General features: G+C 63.3%; 13 protein-coding genes and 1 tRNA gene. 6 read left to right on the top strand and 8 right to left on the bottom strand.

Annotated elements, in window-relative coordinates; genetic code table 11:
* From BJF92_RS25855 to BJF92_RS08425, 5 genes are all read right to left on the bottom strand, one after another.
* Positions 1 to 279: hypothetical protein (locus BJF92_RS25855; RefSeq protein ID WP_210187601.1), on the bottom strand; the 279-nt coding region annotated here is incomplete at its 3' end.
* 142 nt (positions 280 to 421) lie between these two features.
* Positions 422 to 4,204, bottom strand: coding sequence for a methionine synthase (gene metH / locus BJF92_RS08440; RefSeq protein WP_075634286.1), 3,783 nt, complete (start codon positions 4,202 to 4,204; stop codon positions 422 to 424).
* 165 nt (positions 4,205 to 4,369) lie between these two features.
* Complete coding sequence (locus BJF92_RS08435) at positions 4,370 to 5,527, bottom strand: AGE family epimerase/isomerase (RefSeq protein ID WP_075634285.1); 1,158 nt, start codon at positions 5,525 to 5,527, stop codon at positions 4,370 to 4,372.
* A 57-nt stretch (positions 5,528 to 5,584) separates the two neighbouring features.
* Positions 5,585 to 6,079: a heme-degrading domain-containing protein gene (locus tag BJF92_RS08430; protein WP_075634284.1), complete on the bottom strand. Its 495-nt coding sequence runs from the start codon at positions 6,077 to 6,079 to the stop codon at positions 5,585 to 5,587.
* Between the two features lie 244 nt (positions 6,080 to 6,323).
* Positions 6,324 to 7,244 carry an ROK family protein gene (locus tag BJF92_RS08425; RefSeq protein ID WP_075634283.1) on the bottom strand — a complete coding sequence of 307 codons (921 nt, stop codon included), beginning with the start codon at positions 7,242 to 7,244 and terminating at the stop codon, positions 6,324 to 6,326.
* 214 nt (positions 7,245 to 7,458) lie between these two features.
* On the opposite strand from BJF92_RS08425, the gene BJF92_RS08420 reads away from it, so the two are divergent.
* Together BJF92_RS08420 and BJF92_RS26245 are read left to right on the top strand one after the other, a co-directional pair.
* Positions 7,459 to 7,535 (top strand) — tRNA-Arg (locus tag BJF92_RS08420).
* A 144-nt stretch (positions 7,536 to 7,679) separates the two neighbouring features.
* A complete protein-coding gene (locus BJF92_RS26245; RefSeq protein ID WP_280938376.1) occupies positions 7,680 to 8,576 on the top strand; it encodes a CatB-related O-acetyltransferase in 897 nt (298 codons plus the stop codon).
* A gap of 291 nt (positions 8,577 to 8,867) precedes the next feature.
* Here BJF92_RS26245 and BJF92_RS08410 read toward each other — a convergent pair whose 3' ends face one another.
* Both BJF92_RS08410 and BJF92_RS25100 read right to left on the bottom strand, forming a co-directional pair.
* Positions 8,868 to 9,647 (bottom strand): glycosyltransferase, encoded by a 780-nt coding sequence (locus BJF92_RS08410; protein WP_078057927.1) that lies wholly within the window; start codon positions 9,645 to 9,647, stop codon positions 8,868 to 8,870.
* Between the two features lie 161 nt (positions 9,648 to 9,808).
* Positions 9,809 to 10,957 carry an O-fucosyltransferase family protein gene (locus tag BJF92_RS25100; protein ID WP_143523971.1) on the bottom strand — a complete coding sequence of 383 codons (1,149 nt, stop codon included), beginning with the start codon at positions 10,955 to 10,957 and terminating at the stop codon, positions 9,809 to 9,811.
* Positions 10,958 to 11,136: 179 nt separating this feature from the next.
* Between BJF92_RS25100 and dxr the strand changes: the two genes are divergently transcribed.
* On the top strand, positions 11,137 to 12,327 hold the full coding sequence (dxr, locus tag BJF92_RS08400; RefSeq protein ID WP_143523970.1) for a 1-deoxy-D-xylulose-5-phosphate reductoisomerase: 1,191 nt from the start codon (positions 11,137 to 11,139) through the stop codon (positions 12,325 to 12,327).
* A 197-nt stretch (positions 12,328 to 12,524) separates the two neighbouring features.
* Here the strand turns inward: dxr and hemA are convergent, their stop codons facing one another.
* Positions 12,525 to 13,739, bottom strand: coding sequence for a 5-aminolevulinate synthase (hemA, locus tag BJF92_RS08395; RefSeq protein WP_075634280.1), 1,215 nt, complete (start codon positions 13,737 to 13,739; stop codon positions 12,525 to 12,527).
* 539 nt (positions 13,740 to 14,278) lie between these two features.
* Between hemA and BJF92_RS08390 the strand changes: the two genes are divergently transcribed.
* The 3 genes from BJF92_RS08390 (at position 14,279) to BJF92_RS08380 (ending at position 22,736) form a co-directional block, all read left to right on the top strand.
* Positions 14,279 to 14,536: a YMGG-like glycine zipper-containing protein gene (locus tag BJF92_RS08390; RefSeq protein WP_075634279.1), complete on the top strand. Its 258-nt coding sequence runs from the start codon at positions 14,279 to 14,281 to the stop codon at positions 14,534 to 14,536.
* A 342-nt stretch (positions 14,537 to 14,878) separates the two neighbouring features.
* On the top strand, positions 14,879 to 16,801 hold the full coding sequence (locus BJF92_RS08385) for an autotransporter assembly complex protein TamA (RefSeq protein ID WP_078057926.1): 1,923 nt from the start codon (positions 14,879 to 14,881) through the stop codon (positions 16,799 to 16,801).
* 136 nt (positions 16,802 to 16,937) lie between these two features.
* Positions 16,938 to 22,736: a translocation/assembly module TamB domain-containing protein gene (locus BJF92_RS08380; RefSeq protein ID WP_075634277.1), complete on the top strand. Its 5,799-nt coding sequence runs from the start codon at positions 16,938 to 16,940 to the stop codon at positions 22,734 to 22,736.
* The last annotated feature ends 23 nt before the right edge of the window (positions 22,737 to 22,759 follow it).

The raw sequence follows: 22,759 nt of genomic DNA, 5'->3' as shown, positions 1-22,759 counted from the left end.
AAAACCGTCAGTCCAGAAAACAGAAGCGAGAGGCACCAGCGCCAGAAGCGCCGCAGCCCCTCGTTCGATGAGCGCCTTATATGCCCCCTCCCGCCCCGCCGTCAACACAAAACAAAACAGAAAAATGACGAAAAATAATAAGCCTATGATTTTCCGATGAAATTTCTGTCTTTTCCTTGTGCATTCTGCCCATTGCGGAGGCAGGCTACCAGAGCCCCTTGGCATCGCCCGGACCATCAGACGCGGAGAAAGCGCCGATTTGCGGTCCCGGACCGGCATTTCCGCTCGGATCCCGGCCCCATGGATCGCCGGGGTGCCGCTCGTCGGATCGAAACGGCCGGATCGATCGGGTCCTGCCGAGGGCGGATCTGCCCGCCCGACCACGAAAAAAGCCGGCCCCTTGGAGGGACCGGCTTTCGGATCATGCCGCTTGCGAGCGGTTCGACGGCGTGTAGTTCAAGATCGGCGAGAGCCAGCGTTCGATCGCCTCGATCGTCATGCCCTTGCGCCGGGCATAATCGGCGACCTGGTCGTGCTCCACCTTGGCCACGCCGAAATAATAGGCTTCGGGATGGGCGATGTAGAGGCCGGAAACGGAAGAGCCCGGCCACATGGCATAGCTCTCGGTCAACTGAACGCCGATGCGCGCTTCGGCATCCAGGAGCTTGAACAGCGTGACCTTCTCGGTGTGATCAGGCTGGGCCGGATAGCCGGGTGCCGGACGAATGCCGGCATAGGGCTCGCCGATCAGCTCTTCCGGGCGATAGGTCTCATCCGCGGCATGGCCCCAGAGCTCGCGGCGCACCAGCTCATGCATGCGCTCGGCAAAGGCTTCGGCGAAGCGATCGGCCAGCGCCTTGACCATGATCGCGGCATAATCGTCATTGGCACGCTCGAAGCGTTCGGCAATGGCGATCTCCTCGAAGCCGGCAGTGACGACGAAGCCGCCGACATAATCCCCCGGACCGCCTTCCAGCGGCGCGACGAAATCCGACAGCGCCACATTCGGCCGGCCGTCGCGCTTGGTCATCTGCTGGCGCAAGGTGAAGAAGGTTGCGAGCGTTTCCGAACGATCCTCGCCGGTGAACAGGCGGATGTCGTCGCCGACCGAATTGGCCGGCCAGAAGCCGACCACCGCGCGCGGCACGAACCATTTTTCCGCAACGATCTTGTCGAGCATGGCCTGGGCATCGGCATAGAGCTGGCGTGCCGCCTCGCCCTGACGCTCATCCTCGAGCAGGCCCGGATAGCTGCCCTTCAGCTCCCAGGTCTGGAAGAACGGCGTCCAGTCGATATAGCGGCGCAGCTCGGCCAGATCCCAGCCGTCGAACACCCGCGTGCCGAGGAAGCTGGGCTTGACCGGCTGATAGGCGGACCAATCACTCCGGTGATGGTTGGCGCGGGCCTTGGCGATCGGCAGACGCTGCTTGTCGGCCTCGTTCTTGCGATGCTTTTCCGCGACGCGGCCATATTCGGCCTTGGTCTCGGCGATGAACCCGTCTCGGGCTTCCGGCGACAGCAGCTGCGAGACGACACCGACGGCGCGGCTGGCATCCGGCACATAGACGGTGGCGCCGCGCCGGTAGTTCGGATCGATCTTGACGGCCGTGTGCACCCGGCTTGTCGTCGCCCCGCCGATCAGCAGCGGCACGTCGAAGCCTTCCCGCTCCATTTCGGCGGCGAGGAAGGCCATTTCGTCGAGCGAGGGCGTGATCAGGCCCGACAGGCCGATGATATCGACCTTCTCGCTCCGCGCGGTGTCGAGGATCCTGGCGGCCGGCACCATCACGCCGAGATCGATGATCTCGTAATTGTTGCAGGCCAGAACGACGCCGACGATGTTCTTTCCGATATCGTGGACATCGCCCTTGACGGTGGCGAGCAGGATGCGGCCGGCCGTGCTGCGCCCCTCGGCCTGCGTGCCTGCGGCCCGGGCCGCCGCCTTTTCCGCCTCCATATAGGGCAGGAGCACGGCCACGGCCTGCTTCATCACACGGGCGGACTTGACCACCTGCGGCAGGAACATCTTGCCGGCGCCGAAGAGGTCGCCGACCACGTTCATGCCGGCCATCAGCGGCCCTTCAATCACATGCAGCGGCCGCTCGCTGTTGAGGCGCGCCTCTTCCGTATCCTCGGCGATGAAGTCGGTGATGCCATTGACAAGCGCATGTTCGAGCCGCTTTTCCACGGCCCAGTCGCGCCAGGCGAGATCGCGCGTCTTCGCCTCCTTGGCGCCTGTTCCCTTGAAGCGCTCGGCCATCTCCAGAAGGCGCTCGGTGGAATCGGCGCGGCGGTTGAGCACCACATCCTCGCAGGCCTCGCGCAGTTCCGGCTCGATCGATTCATAGACGGCGAGCTGGCCGGCATTGACGATACCCATGTCCATGCCCGCCTGAATGGCATGATAGAGGAACACGGCATGCATGGCCTCGCGCACCGGCTCATTGCCGCGGAAGGAGAAGGACAGGTTGGACACACCGCCCGAGACATGCGCATGCGGCAGGCCGGTGCGAATCGCCCGCGTCGCCTCGATGAAGTCGACGCCGTAATTGTCATGCTCCTCGATGCCGGTGGCGACCGCGAAAATATTCGGATCGAAGACGATATCCTCGGGCGGGAAGCCGACCTTATCCGTCAGCAGGCGGTAGGCGCGGGTGCAGATCTCCACCTTGCGTGCCTGGGTATCGGCCTGGCCCTGCTCATCGAAGGCCATGACGACGACGGCCGCGCCATAGGCCCGGCAGAGGCGGGCCTGGGCGAGGAAATTCTCCTCCCCCTCCTTCAGCGAGATCGAATTGACCAGCGGCTTGCCCTGAACGCATTTGAGGCCCGCCTCGATCACCTCCCATTTGGAGCTGTCGATCATCACGGGCACGCGGGCGATATCGGGCTCGGCGGCGGCCAGATTGAGGAAGGAGACCATCGCCGCCTTCGAATCGATCAGGCCCTCATCCATGTTGATGTCGATAATCTGCGCGCCGTTTTCCACCTGGTCGCGCGCGACCGCGAGCGCCGCGGTAAAATCGCCTGACGTGATCAGCTTGCGGAAGCGGGCCGATCCCGTGACATTGGTGCGTTCGCCGACATTGACGAAGGGAATCTCCGCCGTCAGCGTGAAGGGCTCCAGGCCCGACAGGCGCATGCGCGGCGCGACCTCGGGGATGGCGCGCGGCGTCCGGCCAGCAATGGCTTCCGCCACGGCACGGATATGGGCCGGCGTCGAGCCGCAGCAGCCACCGACGATATTGACCAGCCCTTCCTCGGCAAAGCGCAGAACCTGGGCGGCCATCTGCTCCGGCCCTTGGTCGTACTCGCCAAAGGCATTGGGCAGGCCGGCGTTGGGATAGGCGCAGATCAGCGTGTCGGCGATCGGCGAGAGTTCGGCCAGATGCGGACGCATGGCATCGGCGCCGAGCGCGCAATTGAGGCCGAAGGAGATCGGCCGGGCATGGCGCAGCGAGTGCCAGAAGGCGGTCGGCGTCTGGCCCGAAAGCGTGCGGCCCGACTGGTCGGTGATCGTGCCGGAGATCATCACCGGCAGCTCGAAGCCGACCTCCTCGAAGACCATGGTGGCGGCGAAATAGGCGGCCTTGGCATTCAGCGTGTCGAAGATCGTCTCGATAAGCAGGAGATCGGCGCCGCCCTCGATCAGGCCGCGGATCTGCTCGGCATAGGCCGTCGTCAGATCATCGAAGGTCACGGCGCGGAAGCCGGGATCGTTGACATCAGGCGACATCGAGGCCGTGCGGTTGGTCGGGCCGATGGCGCCGGCAACGAAGCGGCGGCGCCCATCCGTCTGCTCGGCGCGGATCGCCGCGCGGCGCGCCAGCCGGGCGCCGTCGCGGTTCAGCGCATAGACTTCCGCCTCCATGCCGTAATCGGCCTGGGCGATCGAGGTGGAGGAGAAGGTGTTGGTCTCCAGGATATCCGCCCCGGCCATGGCATAGGCGTAATGGATATCCTCGATCATCTGCGGCTGCGTCAGCGTCAGGAGATCGTTGTTGCCCTTGAGATGGCAGGCGCAATCGACGAAGCGGTCGCCGCGGAAATGGTCCTCCTCCAGCTTCAGCTGCTGGATCTCGGTGCCCATGGCCCCATCCATGATCAGGATGCGCTCGCGCGCGGCGGAGAGCAGCGTGGCGCGCACATCGGCGCGGCGGTCTTGCGGTGCGGCCTCGGCGAACAGGGCGTCGATAGCGGACATGGCGGTGCTCCTCTTGCCGGGCGCGCATTGCGGCAGGGATGCCGAAGCATCCCGCCGCACCCCGTGACTATGGGTCGCCGCTCCGGCACGCGCAAGAGCGGCGCCGAAACGGATCGTGATCAGGAGCGATCACATAAAGATATGTTTATGTCAACATACCAGTGTTCAGAACCGTCTCAGGCAATCCTCCAGCTCATAGATGGCGCAGAGAATATGATAGAAGGTGCTGGCAGGCGCAGGCTCATCGATAAAGATGCCATCGGGCTTCTGCTTGTCGCGCCAGAGGCCGACGACGGGCGTATCGAGGAACGGCATCAGCGCGGCGATCGCCCGGCCGGCCGAGACGAGATAAGCCTCCCGCTCGGCGCCTTCCGTCAGCGCGGCGAAGCGGATCGCCGATTTCAGCCATTCGGTCTGGGGCCAGAGGCGGGCGACCGGATCATGGACCGAGAAATCGTCGAGCAGCTGCATGACGGCGACCTTGCGCGTCGGGCAGATGCCATGCGCCTCGCCGATCGCAAACAGGCGGCGCGCCTTGGCCAAGGCGCCTGCATGGCCGCGCCGCTCGCCCCAGCGGGTGAGGAGCCAGGCCCATTCGAACTGATGGCCAGGCTCGACAATGCGGCCCTTCTCGCCCGGCATCGGCTGCCAGTCGTGATCGAAGAATTCGCGCAGCGCGCCGCTGTCCTGGTCGATGAAGCGGTCCATGGCCAGTTGGGCGATCTCGTCGGCGAGATTGGCCCAGGCGGCCTGGTCGAAGCCTTCGACCTCCTCGCTGGCGAGCGCCGCCTCGAACAGGTGCATATGCGGATTGGAGCAGAGCGGCAGGCGCGGCGGCTGGTCCTCCTCGAAGCCGGCCACCGGATGGCGCACACGCTGCTCCAGCGCGACGCGCAAGGCGTTGCTGCGCCCGGCCATTTCTTCCAGACGGGCGGGGAAGACGCGGGCGAGATAGGCGAAAGCCAGAAAGGCGAAGGCCTGGTTGTAGATATCGAAGCTGTCGTCGATCATCTGCCCACCGGCGCTGGCGAGCGCGCCGTAAAATCCATCCTCCCGGCGATAGACGCGGTCGAAATAGGCGAGACCGTCGGTGGCGATGCGCGCCCAGTCGCCCGTCCAGCCACGCCGCCCGGCCTCGGCGAAGCAATAGACCTGACGCGGCTGGACCCGCGCGCGGCGGTGGGCCTGCGTCGGCGCGCCATCGAGCGCGATGGTTTCGACGAAGCCGCCGCGGGCGGTGTCATAGCCTGTTGCCGACCAGAGCGGCAAAGCCTGCTCGGTCAGCCAGCGGCGGAGATCCTCGGATTGACGGCGAATGTCCATGATCGACTCTTAGATGGATGAAAGGAGAGCCCGGCGCGGGGTCAGGACGAGGCCCGACTACCCCGGCAGGGCAAGCGATGCGGGGTCAAGGCCCAGTTCCTCGGCCAGCGCGGCGGTCACTAGCGCATGGTCGTCGCGCTGCGGCAGGCCCGAGACGGTGACGGCGCCGATGCAGCCGGCGCCGGCAAGCGTGATGGGGAAGCTGCCGCCATGGGCGGCATAATCGGCATCATCAAGGCCGAAGGTCTCGGCCAGCGTGCTGCCCTTAAGCTTGAGCGACAGGCCGACGCCATAGCTCGCGCGGAAGAAGCGGAAGACGCAGGCGCGCTTGCGCCGCACCCAATGGGGATTGTCGGGCGTGGCGCCGGCAAGTGCTGTGAAGAACAGCGGCATGGAGACGAGGCTGACATCGATGACGACGGGCGCCTGCCGCGCAAGCGCCATCTGCCGCAGACGCAGGCCGAGCGACAAGGCACGTTCCGTATCGAAAGCGGGGAAGACCAGCCTGGCCTCCTGTTCGGCAATCACGGCAAGATCCTGCTCGATGCTCATCTCTCATTCCTCCCGAAGCATATGCGCCGGCCCGATGCCGGGGCGATGCCAGACAAGCCCGTATGGCCTGCCGATGGCAAGCCCCCTCCCCTCCTCTGCTGTGACCGGGCGGGACGAACCATCCCCAGCCTTGGCAGAAAGGAAAGCCCTTGCGGGAAGGAGAACTCCGGCAGGAAAGAGGCCCCTCCCCCGCCCTGAAGCGGCCGACGGGTCTTTTGCCCGCCCGCCGGCACAGCCCCCGCCCTCATGCGGGTCGGCGGGGATCCTCATCGCCATCCTGCCAGAGCCAGGCGGCGCCGCGCACGCCGGAGCTGTCGCCATGCAGCGCCTTGCGGATCGGCGTCTCGAAACTGTCGCCGAAGAGATAGGGCAGGATCCGGCCCGGCAGATCCGTATAGACCTCGTCCACATTCGACATGCCGCCGCCGAGCACGAAGACATCGGGATCGACGATGTTGGTGAGCAGCGCCAGCGAGCGGGCGAGACGGTCGATGAAGCGCTCATAGACGGCAAGCGCGACCGCATCGCCGGCCCGCTTGGCCTCGATGATCGCCCGGCCCTTGATGCGCGCGCCGGTCACCTCGGCATAGTCGAGCTCGAGCCCGGTGCCGCAGGCATACATGTCGAGGCAGCCCTTCTTGCCGCACCAACAGGTCAGGCCGGGATATTCTGATGGCGTCATCCAGGGCAGCGAATAATGGCCGATCTCGGCGGCAATGCCCTGAAAGCCCGCATGCACCCGCTTGTCGATGGCGATGCCGCCGCCATGCCCGGTGCCGACGATAACGCCGAAGACCACGCGCTGATCCGCGCCGGCGCCATCGACGGCTTCCGAGATCGCCAGGCAATTGGCGTCATTGGCCAGGCGCACCGGCCGGCCGAGCGCGGCTTCGAGATCGCGTCCGAGCGGCTTGCCATTGATGATCACGGCATTGGAATTGCGCACCAGGCCCGTGCGCGGATTGGGACTGCCGGGAATGCCGATGCCCACCGTGCAGCGCTCACCCGCATCCGCCTCGGCCAGGGCCACGAGATCCTGCACCGTCTGGATGCAGGCGGCGTAATCGCGCGGGGTCTCGTGGCGATGGCGCGCACGCACCGCGCCCGCAGCGTCGAGCGCGACGACCTCCATCTTCGTTCCACCCCAGTCGATTCCGATCCGCATAGCCATGCGCCCTTCTCCCCGCATCGTCACCCCGACAAGGGCGGCCGGCGGGCCTGCCCCTTCTGTCGACAGCCTGCTTAGCACTGCCGCCCGCGGGAGCGAAAGAGGGTGGACGGGCAGAATCAAAACGTTTTTATGCGCCGATGCAGGAAGGTGACATCCGCCATTAGGGGCTTGGCTTTCCGGTCAAGCTTTTGTAAGGATTCCGCGGGCTGGTCCCGTAGCTCAGCAGGATAGAGCACCAGATTCCTAATCTGGGGGTCGCGCGTTCGAATCGCGCCGGGATCACCAAATGGCTTGGCCATATGCTGCTGATTTTGCAGCAACATCTTCCAATAACATCAACGATGCTTGCAATACACCATCTCATGCACTACTGGCGACCGACGTCGTTGACTATCAATTTCCTATTTAAGAACTGAGATGGAGCACTGAGTGAGTCAGACTTTGACGCTTCCCACGCGAGAGAAGCTAATTGGCACCTACTGGCAATTTTCCACCGAGAGCGGATACATCGGCACAGAGAAGCTCCAATTCTGCGACAATGGTACAATTATGGGCGTCCAAGGTGGAAATGAAGTTTTCTGGGCGCTTGAGGCAGGCAGGGTTGCGGTATTTGACATAAACAATGTTAATACTGCAAATTTCTATCCTTATGCGTCCGTGGATGGTCGCATGCGGCTAGAAGCCTTTCACATTCCAAATAACGAAGTTAGGCTTATTCTAATAGAAAATGGTGCCATTCATCGCACGTATGGACGGACAAAGTTCGACTTAGCAAATGAAATTCGTGATCTTGGCTGGGAAATCGGAGATCATACATACGGCTTGCCATCGTTTATTGAGAAAGGCATGTCGAAACTCGTTATCGGAAAATACTGCTCAATTGCAGAAGGTTGCAGAATATCTTTTGGCGACCACAGGACTGATTTTGCTACGACATATCCCTTTGCTTCATTACGACATTATTGGAACGCGCCAGAAGGCGTAAATGATCATCGGTCAAAGGGAGACGTTGTAATAGGCAGTGATGTCTGGATCGGTTCTGATGTTTTTATAGGATCAGGAGTGACTATAGGCCATGGGGCCGTTGTCGGAGGACGCGCCGTTGTAACGAAGAGCATACCGCCGTATGCTATCGCTGTAGGAAGCCCGGCGAAAGTCGCGAAATATAGGTTCGACGAAAACGCTATTGCGAGTCTGCTGGAGCTCGCCTGGTGGGATCTTGATGACTATACAGTCGAAAAGCTGCTGCCCAGCATGCTATCAACAGACATTAATGAATTTATAATAGCACTACGTGACGTCAGATCCCGTTATCAAACGAAATAGAACGCCAATATGGGGCGCTCTATCTTGGTCTCCCGTGAAGAACCCTGCCAGAAGCAGGGAATCATGGTTTGCTCGGACATGCAATTTGCAAGTTTCTGTGGCCCGAAACCGGGAAAACTTGCAAAAATCTATTCTTCAAAGTTGAAAATTATGGCGTTAAATCACAGCGTTGCGGATTGTTCACGGACAACTCCTAAAAGACAACACTAAAGAAAGAAGAGACCCCTGAAACTAAAAATCAAGGGTCTCCAACACATCTATACGTCGATACACATACTGCATCGCATGCCGTTATTCCTGATATTTTTCAAAAACAGGAACGTAGTAGGCGTACCCTTCAGGACTACGGTTATATATAGTCTTGAAATCAGGACCGAAGATATCCTGATTTCCCGCCTGCATCACCGTCGCATTAGCGGGCTTCGGTCCATGAAAATGCAGTATCTTCGCTTCATCATTTCTGCCCCAATACGGCTTCCAGTTCCATTCGTCTGAAAGGTGATCCCATTCGCCACGAAAAACATCATTGAGCAAAGTTTGATCGTCATAAGGAGCCGTAGTTGAAAGGCGCCCCTTTAAAGCCTCAACCAAGGCGACGCGCTTTCTCGCGAAAGCCTCCACATTCATGATCATGACGCCTGAGTTAAAATAGCTGTAATCACCCTTGTTATGCTCAGGACCACAAGCAATTACTTTTGGCTTTGGGGCCGTTTCTACAACATCCTTCAAAAATATAACATCGATATCTGTATATAAGACATGGGTATCGGCATGTTCAAATAATGGGATGTCACAGCGCAGCCAGTGCCCGCCATAAATTTTCATCTTGTCGCCGAACACCGGAACAAGCTCGGACAGCATCGTAGAGCGATGACGATGAATTGTAACACCTTGATCTTCGATCCATTTAATTCGCTGAAGTGTGACGTCGTCAGCGCCATCATCATCCAGGATACAAAATGGCTTCAAGGTTGTATTTGATTTAGCTGATAGCACCGCCCCTTGAATTTGATCAAATGCATTCAACAATCCATTGTTATTCGTCGCGAAGTACCAGTTTCTGACAGCCATGTGTTTCCTCAGAAATTTTCCAGTTGAAGACGAGATTGTCCTTGCAATCCGCCTACACTCAGACAACGCATTTTTCCATCACGAGCGCTGCCTATTTTACGCATTTAGCCCTCTGGGTCTGTGTTCATCTTGTAGACGAGTAGGAAAGCAATGACACGCACTTAAAGAATTATCGCATTATTTTTTCTTATGAAAAGCACACCGGGCACACTCATGTAGTTATCCATTTTTGCATTGGAAATCTCAAAGAAATCCCCATTCTCGACCATTGAATCAAAAGAGAAATGTGCGTTTTGTCGTAGCTGAAGGACACGATTTACATCACCGTCAACAAGGCGAGCCAACTCGCTCTCATTGATTATTAATTCACGTCCATTCACCTCCACTGCCTGCTCCAATGCAGCGGACGCTCCATTATCGCGCCGCTGCTTAAGGAAAATACTTCTGTGATTGTACACAAATGCCCGACCAACAGCGGGTTTTGAACAATAACGCTGCAACGATACCATATTAGAGAATGTAGAGCGGGTCGTCCCGACGAAGTCATTTCCATCCATACAAAGCGCCATATCAATCAGAGACTGCTCATTTGGTCTAAAATACTCAGAAGAATCAAGTCCCAAGAAATCAGATTTAAACAAAATCCGCAAACCAAAAGTCTTCCATACGTTTTCTTTAAGAAAATTCTTCGAAATCGGCATTGATAACTCATCAGCACATACAAATAGATTTCTGACCTTCGGGAAAGTATTGGCTATTTTAAAAACTATGGACATGTAGTCCACATAAAGCTCCTCAAACGGCGAGCGAACTTTTACAATTTCATTTGCGCAATGAACTATCCAATCATTTTCAATACGGAATTGACAGAAAAGAATCTCACCATCTCGATTATGAATGGCTTCATTAAGTCGCAAAAACGGCGCGCTCTCAATTGCGCGAGGAACAAAAGACCTCACCAACCCTGAAATGAGCCTACCCCGATCATTGTCCTCTAAGAACGCCCGACTCTCAAAGAGATGAAACGTTTTCCAGAAGCAATCTTCATAAGAAATATCAAATTCAGCAGCATCAGAAAAAGGAACAATTTCAACTTTATGATCGCGCAGGATACTAAGAATGATTGATTCATCAAATATTTCCGCATAGTCATACTTTTCGTAATTTTTATTAAGCTGATCCATTTCTGAAATTCTTGGAAGAGCAAAAGGAATGCTCTTTTCAAAGGCGTTAACAGCAGCGCCAATGATGGCCATTTTCTGATTATTGATGCCACCGCCGCCAAATTGATTATAGCTGGAAATCGTCATTTTATCCGCCTTACGTAGCCCGATTCTGCCCACGCAATTGCTTATAGGACATGACGTTTTTGGGCAATTATGCGTATAAGCCTTTGCCTTGTGTTTGATCTGCTTGACCACGGCATCGCTTGTGGGACACCCCGGCGGCTGTAAGAAGTAGGCCTGTCGTTACGGAACGTAGCTGTTAAATGATGAAGAGACCTGCTCCACAGAAAATCACCATCCTCGGTGCCACCGGATCGATTGGCTGCAACACGCTCGATGTCATCGCCCAGCTCGGCGGGCGGGAGGCTTTCGAGGTCGAGGCGCTGACGGGGCATGCCAATATCGGGCTTCTGGCGGAGCAGGCCAAGGCGGTAGGCGCGAGACTTGCGGTCACGGCGGATGAGGGGCTCTACGGGGCGCTGAAATCGGCGCTGGCCGGAACCGGCATCGCGGTGGCCGCCGGGCCCTCGGGGCTTCTGGAGGCGGCGGAGCGCGAGGCGGATCTGGTGATGGCGGCGATCGTCGGCACGGCCGGCCTGGCGCCGACGCTGGCGGCTGCCGCGCGCGGTGCCGATATCGCGCTTGCCAACAAGGAATGTCTGGTCTCGGCCGGGCCGCTCTTCGTGGCGGCGGTGGCGGAGGGCGGCGGCGCGCTGATCCCCGTCGACAGCGAGCACAGCGCCATCTTCCAGTCCTTCGACGAGAGCCAGCGCCATGCGGTGGAGCGCCTCGTGCTGACGGCATCGGGCGGCCCATTCCGCAAGATGTCACGCGAGGAGATGGCGCATGTGACGCCGGAGCGCGCCCGCGCCCATCCCAATTGGTCCATGGGGCTGAAGATCTCGATCGGCAGCGCCACCATGTTCAACAAGGCGCTGGAAATGGTGGAGGCCCATCATCTCTTCGGCGTGGCGCCGGAGGCGATCGAGGTGATCGTCCATCCCCAGTCCATCATCCATTCCATGGTTGGCTACAGCGATGGCTCGGTGATCGCCCAGCTCGGCGCGCCCGACATGCGCACCGCCATCGGCTACGCGCTGGCCTATCCGCGCCGCCCGGCGCTCAATGTCGAGCGGCTGGACTTCGCCAAGCTGGCCCGGCTGGATTTCGAGGCGCCCGACGACGTCCGCTTCCCCGCGCTGCGGCTCGCCCGCCTCTCGATGGAGCGCGGCGGGGTGCAGAGCGCGGTGATGAATGCGGCGGAAGAGGTGGCCTGCGCCGCCTTCGTCGCCGGCCGCATCGGCTTCCTCGCCATGGCCGAGGTGGCCGAGGCGGTGATGGACGAGATGACCGGCTGGCCGCCGGCCGAGACGATCGAGGCGGTCTTTGCCGCCGATGCCGAGGCACGAAGCCGTGCGGCAGACCGGATCAGCCGCCTGGAGCGGGCGGCCTGAAACGCCGCGGCGACCGGAAAGAGCAAGCCTGTCCAGCGGCAGGACTGGATGAGCCATGCGCTTGCTTCAGGGTGATTCACGTGGATCATCAGCAACTTGGCCTCCCTTGAAACGACAAAGCCGCCCGAAGGCGGCTCGTCATCGTCGCGTGAAGGCACTTGGATGGGCGCTTCCCGAGGGGCACCCGGCCGAGAGCCTCAGGCCACGGCGCGCGCCAGCGCACAACGCGACCAGAGCGCATGCAACGCGCCGACCAGATGGTCGATATCGGCGTCGGAATGCAAGGGCGTGGGGGTGATGCGCAGGCGCTCGGTCTTCTTCGGCACGGTCGGATAGTTGATCGGCTGGACGTAGATGCCCCAATTGTCGAGCAGCAGGTCGGAGATCCACTTGCACTTGGCGGCATCGCCGACGATCACCGGCACGATATGGCTCGCATTGTCGAGATGCGGAATGCCGTTCTTATCAAGACAGTGCCGCAGGCGCCGCACGCGCGACTGGTGGGCGAAGCGCTCGCCATGGCTGGTCTTGAGGTGGCGGATGGAGGCCAGCGCGCCGGCAGCCAGCGCCGGCGGCAGCGCCGTGGTGAAGATGAAGCCAGACGCGAAAGAGCGCAGGAAGTCGCACAGCGCCGTGGAGGCCGCGACATAGCCGCCCATCACGCCAAAAGCCTTGCCCAGCGTGCCCTCGATCACGGTCAGCCGGTGCATGATCCCCTCGCGCTCGGCAATGCCGCCACCGCGCGGGCCATACATGCCCACGGCATGGACTTCGTCGAGATAGGTCATGGCGCCGAATTCGTCGGCCAGATCGCAGATCTCGGCGATCGGAGCGATATCGCCATCCATGGAATAGACCGATTCGAAGGCGATCATCTTCGGCGCGGCCGGATCGGCCGCTATCAGCTTGGCGCGCAGATCCTCCAGCGAATTGTGCTGGAAAATCACCCGCTGACACTTGGAATGGCGGATGCCCTCGATCATCGAGGCATGGTTCCCGGCGTCGGAGAAGACGATGAGGCCGGGAATGCGCGAACAGAGCGTGCCAAGCGCGGCCCAGTTGGACACATAGCCCGAGGTGAAGAGCAGCGCCGCTTCCTTGCAATGCAGGTCGGCCAGCTCGCGCTCGAGCAGCACGTGGTAATGGTTGGTGCCGGAAATGTTGCGCGTGCCGCCGGCGCCGGCGCCGCATTCGTCGATCGCCTGCTTCATCGCCTCGATCACGGCCGGATGCTGGCCCATGCCGAGATAATCATTGGAACACCAGACGGTGACCTCACCAGCCTCTTCGCCCGTATGGCGCAGCGCCTTGGGAAATTCGCCGCGCTGACGCTTGAGGTCGGCAAAGACGCGGTAGCGGCCTTCCTGATGCAGCCCGTCGATTTCCGATTTGAAGAAGCTTTCGAAATCCATCACTGTCTCCAGATATCCGCGCCCTGCCTGCGCCTTCGGGCGTCTACCCGTCAACCGCAAACCGTGCCGGAGCCGCCCGCTGCGTCAATTGGTCCGCGAGGGGCGAAATTCCTGATCCTGGACAGCCTTTACCAGCTTTGCCCCGCCCCGTCATTGATTTCAGTCAATGACGCCGGAAGGGGGTGCCGTCGTGCCGCCGCCGGTCCATCGTGCCATCGAAAAGGTGAAGGAACAGCCTCCCTCACCAGAATTCGCCAGTCGCACGGGCATAAGCCCGCAGGCAGGCAACCGTGATTTTTGCAACCCTTCCGAAAGGGCGATTGCAAAAGCGTGCCGGTCGCAGTGGGAGACAATGGACATTGCCACGCGGCTGACTATTCTTTCCCGCTGCAGGACAGGGGGAGCCGCGGTCGCACAAGGGACATGCGCCATCCTCGATCAGGGCGCGGGGGGTTCAAGGACGCCACGCGCGCCGCGTCCATCATCAAAAAGCGGCGCGAGAGCAAGACGCGGCCGTTTCGTCAAAAGGGAGACGAAGAATGAAGAAAGCCATCGCGCTGGTTCTGGTCGCACTCGGCCTGGCAAGCTGCACCCAGACGGAAAAGGGCGCCGGCATCGGCGCGGTATCGGGCGCCATCATCGGCGGCGCGGTCACCGGCAATGTGCGCGGCGCCGCCGTCGGCGCGGCCATTGGCGGCGTCTCCGGCGCGGTCATCGGCTCGGTCGCCGAGCAGCCCGGCCAGTGCTACTACCGCGACCGCTATGGCCGCCGCTATATCGACGCCTGCCCCCGCTGAGCCGGCGCGCCGGAGCCGGTGATCGCCCGGGCTCGAAAGCCCGGGACCCGGCCTGATCTCCTGAACCCCGATTTCCTGAAAAAAGGCAAACCCTGCCCGCGCGGCAGGGTTTTCTCTTTTGATGAGGGCCGGATGGATGGGCCGGCTGTTCCCGCCACGCCACACCGGAAGGCTCGATTCATCCAATTTTAATCAAAAACGACGACTGGACTTCAGCCGCGGGTGAACAACGTATAGTTTGTCTTTATGGGAATGGATGATCCTGACTTGCTAGCGCAGCCAGGCCGATGCGGCGACACCTCTGCCGAAAGGCCCTTCGACCTTCAACAGACGGGCCGTGTCATGAGCCGCCTATCCGTCAGCACCCGCTTGAAGACGATGGGGCTGTGCCTTGCTGCGGCCGGCCTCGCGCTGGCCGGTCCCCTGTCGGTGGGCGAGGCCCATGCGTTCAAGCTGTTCGGCATCAACTTCTTCGGCAAGAGCGACGAGGAGCAGGCAGCCGCCGAGATCAGCGACCCCGTGCCCTATGCCGTAACGATCGACGCGCCCGGTGCGGACGAGGACCTGACGGAAGCGCTGCAGAATGCCTCCCAGCTCTATCAGGAGCGGGAACAGCCGGCATCCGGCGATCTCGGCCTTGTCATCCGCGCGCGCGACGACCGCGAGCGGCTTCTCGCCGCGCTTTACGAGCAGGCCCGCTATGGCGGCGTGGTCGACATGACCATCGACGGCCAGTCGATCGACAGCCTGCCGCCGATCCCCGATTTCCCGCGCGGACAGCCGATTCCCGTGGTGGTGCATGTCACGCCCGGCCCGGTCTTTTCTGTCGGCAAGGTGCATCTGACCGGCGATATCGCCGGCAGCGATCCCGCGGCTTACGATCTGGCGCCGGGCCGCAGGGCCGATTCCACCGTGATCCTCAAGGCCGGACGCCAGGCTGTCGATGACCTCAAGCAGACGGCCCATCCCTTCGCTAAAATGACCGAGCGCCAGGCCGTAGCCGATCACAGCAACGACACGGTCGATGTGACGCTCGGCGCCGAGAGCGGGCCGCAGGCGACCTTCGGCGCGGTCGGCGTGACCGGCACCAAGCGCATGAACCCGGAATTCGTCGCCCGCTATTCGCGGCTCGACACCCGCAAGCCCTATTCGCCGGAAGAGCTGCGCAAGGCGCAGGAGCGTCTGCGTGCGCTCGGCGTCTTCTCCTCGATCTCGGTCAAGGAAGGAACGGCGCTGGATTCGCTCGGCGGCCTGCCGCTGACCATCGAGGTGTCGGAAGGCAAGCAGCGCTATTTCGGCGTTGGCGCCAATTATTCCTCGGCCGACGGCTTCGGCGCCCAGGCCTATTGGGGCCATCGCAATCTGTTCGGCGAGGCCGAATCGCTGCGCATCGAAGGCGAGGTCAGCCGCCTCGGCATCAAGGACGTGACCGATTTCGATTATTCGGCCGGCATCACCTATGTCGAGCCCGGCGCCTTCGGTCCGCCCACCTCGTTCACCGCCAGCCTGAAGGCCGCAGCGCTCGATCCGGAAGGGTATACGGCCAAGACCGTCACGGGGCTCGGCATGGCGAGCTATGAACTCAACGATACCGACACGGTGTCGGCCGGTGTCGAAGTGGCCTGGGCAACGATCGAGGATGCCTTCGGCAATCGCGATTATCTCACGCCATCGCTGCCGATCGAGTTCATCCGCGACGCGCGCGACGACAAGCTCAACCCCAAATCCGGCTATCGGGCGAGCCTGGCGATCAAGCCGAGCTACGAGATCTACGGCCAGACGCCTTTCGTCTCGACCGAAGGCTCGATCACCGGCTATCGCGGCTTCGGCACGAAGGAAAGCACGGTGCTCGCAGCACGTCTGGCCGCCGGCATCGTCGGCGGTGGCGATGACACGCTGGACGATATCCCGGCCACGCGGCGCTTCTTCCTTGGCGGCGGCGGCACGGTGCGCGGCTACGCCTATCAGGAGATCAGCCCCGTGAATGCCAAGGGCGACGAGCTGGGCGGGCGCTCCTACGTCAATATCAATCTGGAAGCGCGAATCGGCGTGACCGAGACCATCAGCGTGGTGCCCTTCATCGATGCCGCGACGGTCTCCGCCAAAGCCGTGCCCGATTTCAACGATATCCGCGCCGGGGCCGGTATCGGCGTGCGCTACAATACCGGCTTCGGGCCCATTCGCGTGGATGTGGCCCTGCCGCTCAACCCCTATCCCGGCGGCACGCGCTACGGCATCTATGCCGGGATCGGCCAGACCTTCTGATGCGCCAGACCTTTTGATGCCCTGCTGATGAGCTTGTGATCCCGGCTTGCGCCGCCGCAGCATCGGGCCCAGGCGGCAACGCTCGGCACGCGGGACGGCTGGCCGGTAGGATGAAATGACGAGAGAGGACGAGATCATGACGCCAAAGAGCACGACGGGACGCGTTCTGCGCTGGCTCGCGGCCGCCCTCGGCCTTCTCCTCGTCCTCCTGGTTTTCGCCGTGGCCCTCCTTGGGCTCACCACGCCGGGCACGCGCATCGTCGCCGGCCTGGTCGAGCGGCTGACCGCCACGCCGGACCTGAAGATCGCCATTTCCGAGCCGGGTCCCTTGCTGACGGGCAATTTCCGCGCTGGCCGGATCGTCATCAGCGACAGCCGCGGGCCCTATGCGACGATCGAACAGGCCGAGCTTGCCTGGCACCCGCTGGCACTCCTGTCCGGCCGGCTTGAAGCCGACCGGCTGACGGCCGAGCGCGCCAGTTTCGAGCGCCAGCCCGTGACCACCCAGCCGAGCGCGCCGTCCTCCGGCGGCTTCAGCCTGCCGATCGAGATCAAGGCCGACGCCATCGATATTCGCGAGCTTCTGATCGGCAAGGCGCTGGTCGGGCAGGACGAGCGCCTGTCGCTGACCGGCAGCGTCGATGCTCGCTCCTCCCTCATCGCCGCCAAAATCGACGCCGCCGAGCTGGCCCGGCCCGAGGCGCGGCTGACGGCGGACTTCGCCTGGCAGCCGAATGAAGAGGCCCTGCGCCTCGATGCCGCCGTGAGCGAGCCGAAGGATGGCGTCCTCGCCCGGCTGATGCAATTGCCCGGCAATCCCGCCGTCGCGCTGACGCTGAAAGGCAATGGCCCCCTACGCGACTGGCAGGGCGCCATCACAGGCGCGCTGGACGGGCAGACCGTGCTTTCCCTCAGCGGACGCCATCAGTTGACCGCAGAAGGCGTGCGCAGCTTCACGCTGGCCGGCGGCGGCCGGTTCGCCGGTCTCCTGCCACCTGCCACCCGTCCGCTGTTTGAAGGCGAGACGGTGATCGATCTCGCGGCCTCAATGGATGCGACGACCCCTCTGCGCATCGAGCGCGGCCGGATCATGACCGGCGCGCTGAGCTTCAACGCATCGGGCGCCGTCACCACGGCGGGCGAAAACAACCTGCAGGCGGAGCTGACCGGCCCGAACGGTCCTCTTTCCCTCAGCCTCCCCGTCGAGGGCGGACAGGCCGACATCACGCTGGACCGCGCCACGCTCTCCATCACCGGCCGGCCGCAGGCGGCACGGATCGACCTTTCCGCCGCACTCGCCGGCGCCGCTCTGCCGCAGGCGCGCATCGAGGCGGCGACGCTTTCGGCCCGCGCCGACGCCTTCGACCTGACGGCGCAGCGCGGACGGCTCGATCTGGCGCTGGCGGCCGAACGCTCGGCCTTCGCCAGTGCCGATCTCGACCGATTGATCAAGGCGCCACTGAGCCTGTCGGGCCCTGTCGATGTCACGCCCGAGGTGATCCGTTTCGACCGGCTTGCCCTAGCAAGCCAGGCGCTGAACGGCACGCTCAGCGGCTTCTATGGCCGCGCCGACGGCAAGCTCGAAGCCGCCTTCGATCTCGATATCGCCGGAAACGGGCTTCCCGCAGCCGTCGAAAGCCGTACCGGCGGCCCGGTCGCGCTCTCAGGCCGCCTGAGCCGGACCAATGACGGCGCGCTCGATCTGCGCGATCTCGCGCTTAATTCTCCCGGCCTCACCGCCGCCGGCTCCGCCACGCTGGCCCGGGGGCAGCTGACGGCGGCGCTGACCGGCACGCTGCCGGATCTCGGCCGGCTCGCGCCCAACTCCAGCGGCGCGGCGCAATTCTCAGCCAATCTCTCCGGCCCCTTGTCGCAGCTTGCGCTCAAAGCCCGCATCGGCGCACAGCGCGCGGTCGTCGCGGGGCGTGCGATCGACACTCTGGCGATCGAGGCCGATGGACTGGTCACGCCGGACCAGGCGCTCGCGCTCAAGGCCACCGGTGCGCTGAACGGCCAGGCCGTCGAGGCCACGGCTGAGCTCAAGCGCGCCGATGGCACGCTGGCCCTGCCGGCGCTTTCCGCCAGGATCGGTAGCAACACGATCGACGGCGCGCTGGCCTTTACGCCCGACCTGGTGCCGCAAGGCTCGCTCGCCTTCGACCTGCCCGATCTCGGCGCCATTGGCGCGCTGGCCGGCCAGACCGGTGAGGGACAAGCGCTCTCGGGCAATCTCAAGGGCACCGCCCAATTTGCCGCCAAGGGTGGTCGCCCCACGGTGGCGCTTGTCGCGGAGGGGGAGGCGATCCGCCGTGGCGCGGTCGTCATCGACCAGCCGCGCATCGATGTCAGGGTCAGCGATCTCTCCGCGCTTGCCGCCGAAGGCCGGATCACCGCCAAGACACTGGCGCAGGGCGACAACAAGGTGGCGGACGCCACGATCACGCTGCAGCACCCCGGCGCGGGCGCCCCCACCGGCGCCGAGACTGCCTTTGCCGTCGACGGAACTTATGATTCGGCGCCACTTGCCTTGCGCGGCACGATCGACCTCGGTGGGGACAAGGCTGCCGAGGGGAAGGCCACGGCCGGCGCAGCCAGCGCAGGCGGCGCGCCCTCGCTCACCATCCAGTCGCTGAAGGCCGCGCCGCGCGGCATTCCGCTGGATATCGACCGTCCCACCACGCTTTCGCTTGGCGGAAACGGCCTCGACCTGCCCTCGACGGTGATTGCGCTCAAGGGCGGACAGGCCACTTTGTCGGGCCGGATCGGCGAGACGCTTGACATCACGCTCAAGGTCGAGGGCAAGCCGGCGGTAGAGTTCGCCACGCCGATGGCCGGCGGCGAAACCCGGGTCGCGATTGCCTCGGCGCTGGCGACGATCAAGGGCACGATGAGCGCCGCGCGGATCGATGCCACGGCCGACGTTGCCTGGCTCGCCACGCCGCAGGCGCGGCTGGAAGCGATCCGGCTCAAGGCCGAAAGCCCAAGCTTCGACCTGACAGGTCGGCAAGGCACGCTCACCACCCGCATCGAAGCAGCGCGTCTGCGCTCGCCCAATGCCGACCTTGCCCGGCTCATGGCCGGGCCACTGGTGGTTCAGGGCAAGATCGAGGCAACGCCGGAACAGATCCGCTTCGCGCCCGTGACGCTCGACACGGGAGGCCTCGATGGCCGCGTCACCGGCGCCTTCACCCTTTCGGACGGCACGCTGAAAGCCGATGTCGCGCTGACGGCCCCGCCAGCCGCCCTGCCGCCGGCGCTCTCCAGCCGGCTCGATACGCCGCTCGCCCTGAAGGCCACCGTGTCCCGTGCGGCGACAGGCGCTCTGGCCGTCTCGGGCCTGACGCTCGATTCCGGCAGCGTGCGGGCACAGGGAGAGGTTTCGCTCGAGGGCGAAACGCTGGCGGCCGATCTCAAAGGCAGCTTCCCCGATCTCGGCAAGCTGCTCGGCAATGCCAAGGGAACGGCCGGCTTTACCCTATCCGCCAAGGGGCCCGTAGCCGCGCCGGCTTTCGATGCGCGCCTGAACGCTGCCGAGGCGACGCTCGCCGGCCGTCCCCTGCGCGATCTCGCCATCACCGCCACGGGCACCGCCAGCCGCACCGCACCGCAGGCGACGATCAAGGGCACCGGCAGCATCGACCGGCAGCCCGTCGCCATCGACGTGGCGGTCCAAAGTGCCGAGACCGGCGGCCCGCGCGTGCCCACGCTCAACGTCACCGTCGGGCCGAACCGGATCGACGGGGCGCTGGCCTTCACCAGTGAATTTCACCCGAGCGGCCGGCTCACCTTCACCCTGCCTGACATCAGCCTGCTCGCGGCGATGGCCGGGCAGCAGGCCAGCGGCGATCTGTCCGGCGCGGCGGATATCGCCACCAAGGACGGGATCACCTCCCTGGTGCTGAAGGCCAATGGCAGCGGGCTGAAGCGCGGCGATCTCCTGATCGAGCGGCCAGTGGTGGACCTGACCGTGAGCGACCTGTCGAAGCTCGCCATCAATGGCAAGCTGCAGATCGCGACACTGGCGCAAGGTGAAAACCGCGTCAGCGGACTTGCCGCCGATTTCGACCGCAGCGGCGACACCACGCGCTTTGCCGTCAATGGCCGCTATGACGATGCGCCGCTGGTGCTGCGCGGCACTGTCGCCGCAGCCGGCGATAGGCTGACGATCAATCTGGCGGAGCTGCGCGCAGCACCGCGCCGGATCGCGCTCAATCTCGCAGCGCCGACGGCGATCCGGATCGAGAACGGCACCGTGACGCTTGCCAATACCCGTATCAATGCCTCGGGCGGCACGGTGAGTGTGACGGGCTCGACCGGGCAGACGCTCAATCTCGACATCAAGCTGAATGCCGTCCCTGCCCGCCTGATCAACAGCTTCGCGCCGACGCTCGGCGCGGAAGGCGCCATCAGCGGCACCATCGCCGCCAGAGGAACAGCCGCGCAGCCGGACGTGACCTTCGACCTCGGCTGGCGCGACGCCTCGCTCGACCAGACCCGCGCGGCCGGCGTCAGCGGGCTGGCGATCACCGCCAAGGGCCAGCTGGCGCAGCAGGTGCTCAGGCTCGATACGCGGCTGACGGGCAATGGCGGCTTGAGCTTCAGCGGTGGCGGCACGCTGGGGCTTTCCGGCAACCGGCCTCTCGACATGCGCTTTGCCGGCAAGCTGCCTTTCGGCCTGGCCGAGCCGATCCTGGCCGCACAGGGCTTCACCGCCTCGGGCACCGCCGATCTCAACATCACTGTCCGCGGCACGGCTTCGGCACCGGATATTTCCGGCACGGTGAACACGTCAGGCGCGCGGCTGACCGATGTGCGCCGCAACCAGACGATCAACAATCTGGCGGCGGCCATCGTGCTGGAAGGCCAGCAGGCGCGGATCGTCCGGCTGACCGGCCGTCTGGCCACCGGCGGCAGTCTCAGCGTGACCGGCACCGTCGGTTACGCGCCCGGCACCAATTATCCGGCCGATCTCGCTTTGCGCATGGACAAGGCCACCTATGTCGACGGCACGCTGGTCACCGCCGATCTCACGGGGGCGCTGACCTTACGCGGGCCCCTCCTCGGCCAGCCGACGCTCGCCGGACAGATCAACATCGAGAAGGCGGCAATCACCGTGCCGCAGCGCCTGCCAGGCACCCTGTCGGAAATCGACATCAAGCACCGCGACGCGCCGCCGGGCGTGCGGCGGATGGAGAAGGTGCTGGCAAAGGACCAGGGCCAGCCGGCCGAGCGCAGCGATCGCGGCATCGCGCTCGACATCAAGATCTCGGCGCCGGGCCGGCTCTATGTGCGCGGACGCGGCATCGACGCGGAACTGGGCGGTGACCTGACCATTCGCGGCACGGCGGCGGCCCCGGCCGTCTCCGGCGGCTTCACCATGCGCCGCGGCCGGCTGGACGTGATCGGCCGTCGGCTGGTCTTCAGCCAGGGCACAATCGCCTTTGGCGGCGGTCTCATTCCGACGCTCAACCTGTCCGCCACCTCCACCACGGATACGGCGACGGTGACCGTGACCGTTGCCGGCGAGGCCAACGATCCGCAGATCGTCTTCAGCTCGTCGCCGGCCCTGCCGCAGGACGAAATCCTGGCGCAGCTGATCTTCCGCCGCTCGCTCTCCAATCTCTCGCCGGTGCAGATCGCCCAGCTTGCAAGCGCCGTGGCGCAACTCGCCGGTGGCGGCTCGACTTCGCTGCTCGAGAGCCTGCGCAACCAGCTCGGCGTCGATGATCTCGACGTCTCCACCGATGCCGCCGGCGGCGCCCAGGTCAGCGTCGGGCGCTATCTCAACGACCGGACCTATCTGGAGCTGAAGCAGAGCGCGGACGAAGGGGCCAAGGCGGTGATCAACCTGGATGTCGGCAAGGGCGTCAAGCTGCGCGGCGAGGCCGGCAGCGAGGGCGGCGGCGCCGGCGTCTTCTACGAGCGGGAATACTGAGACCAGGTCTGGCGGATGAGAAT

Source organism: Xaviernesmea rhizosphaerae (genome assembly GCF_001938945.1).
GTDB lineage: Bacteria > Pseudomonadota > Alphaproteobacteria > Rhizobiales > Rhizobiaceae > Xaviernesmea > Xaviernesmea rhizosphaerae.
Note: the sequence above shows the minus strand (reverse complement) of the source record. Positions and strands in the feature narration are given on the sequence as shown.

Bases quoted from the DNA above. Each gene is read 5' to 3' on its own strand.
- BJF92_RS08410 (WP_078057927.1), bottom strand. From the start codon at position 9,647: ATGGCTGTCAGAAACTGGTACTTCGCGACGAATAACAATGGATTGTTG.
- metH (WP_075634286.1), bottom strand. From the start codon at position 4,204: ATGTCCGCTATCGACGCCCTGTTCGCCGAGGCCGCACCGCAAGACCGC.
- BJF92_RS08435 (WP_075634285.1), bottom strand. From the start codon at position 5,527: ATGGACATTCGCCGTCAATCCGAGGATCTCCGCCGCTGGCTGACCGAG.
- BJF92_RS08385 (WP_078057926.1), top strand. From the start codon at position 14,879: ATGAGCCGCCTATCCGTCAGCACCCGCTTGAAGACGATGGGGCTGTGC.
- hemA (WP_075634280.1), bottom strand. From the start codon at position 13,739: ATGGATTTCGAAAGCTTCTTCAAATCGGAAATCGACGGGCTGCATCAG.
- BJF92_RS08380 (WP_075634277.1), top strand. From the start codon at position 16,938: ATGACGCCAAAGAGCACGACGGGACGCGTTCTGCGCTGGCTCGCGGCC.
- BJF92_RS25100 (WP_143523971.1), bottom strand. From the start codon at position 10,957: ATGACGATTTCCAGCTATAATCAATTTGGCGGCGGTGGCATCAATAAT.
- BJF92_RS08430 (WP_075634284.1), bottom strand. From the start codon at position 6,079: ATGAGCATCGAGCAGGATCTTGCCGTGATTGCCGAACAGGAGGCCAGG.
- dxr (WP_143523970.1), top strand. From the start codon at position 11,137: ATGATGAAGAGACCTGCTCCACAGAAAATCACCATCCTCGGTGCCACC.
- BJF92_RS08390 (WP_075634279.1), top strand. From the start codon at position 14,279: ATGAAGAAAGCCATCGCGCTGGTTCTGGTCGCACTCGGCCTGGCAAGC.
- BJF92_RS08425 (WP_075634283.1), bottom strand. From the start codon at position 7,244: ATGCGGATCGGAATCGACTGGGGTGGAACGAAGATGGAGGTCGTCGCG.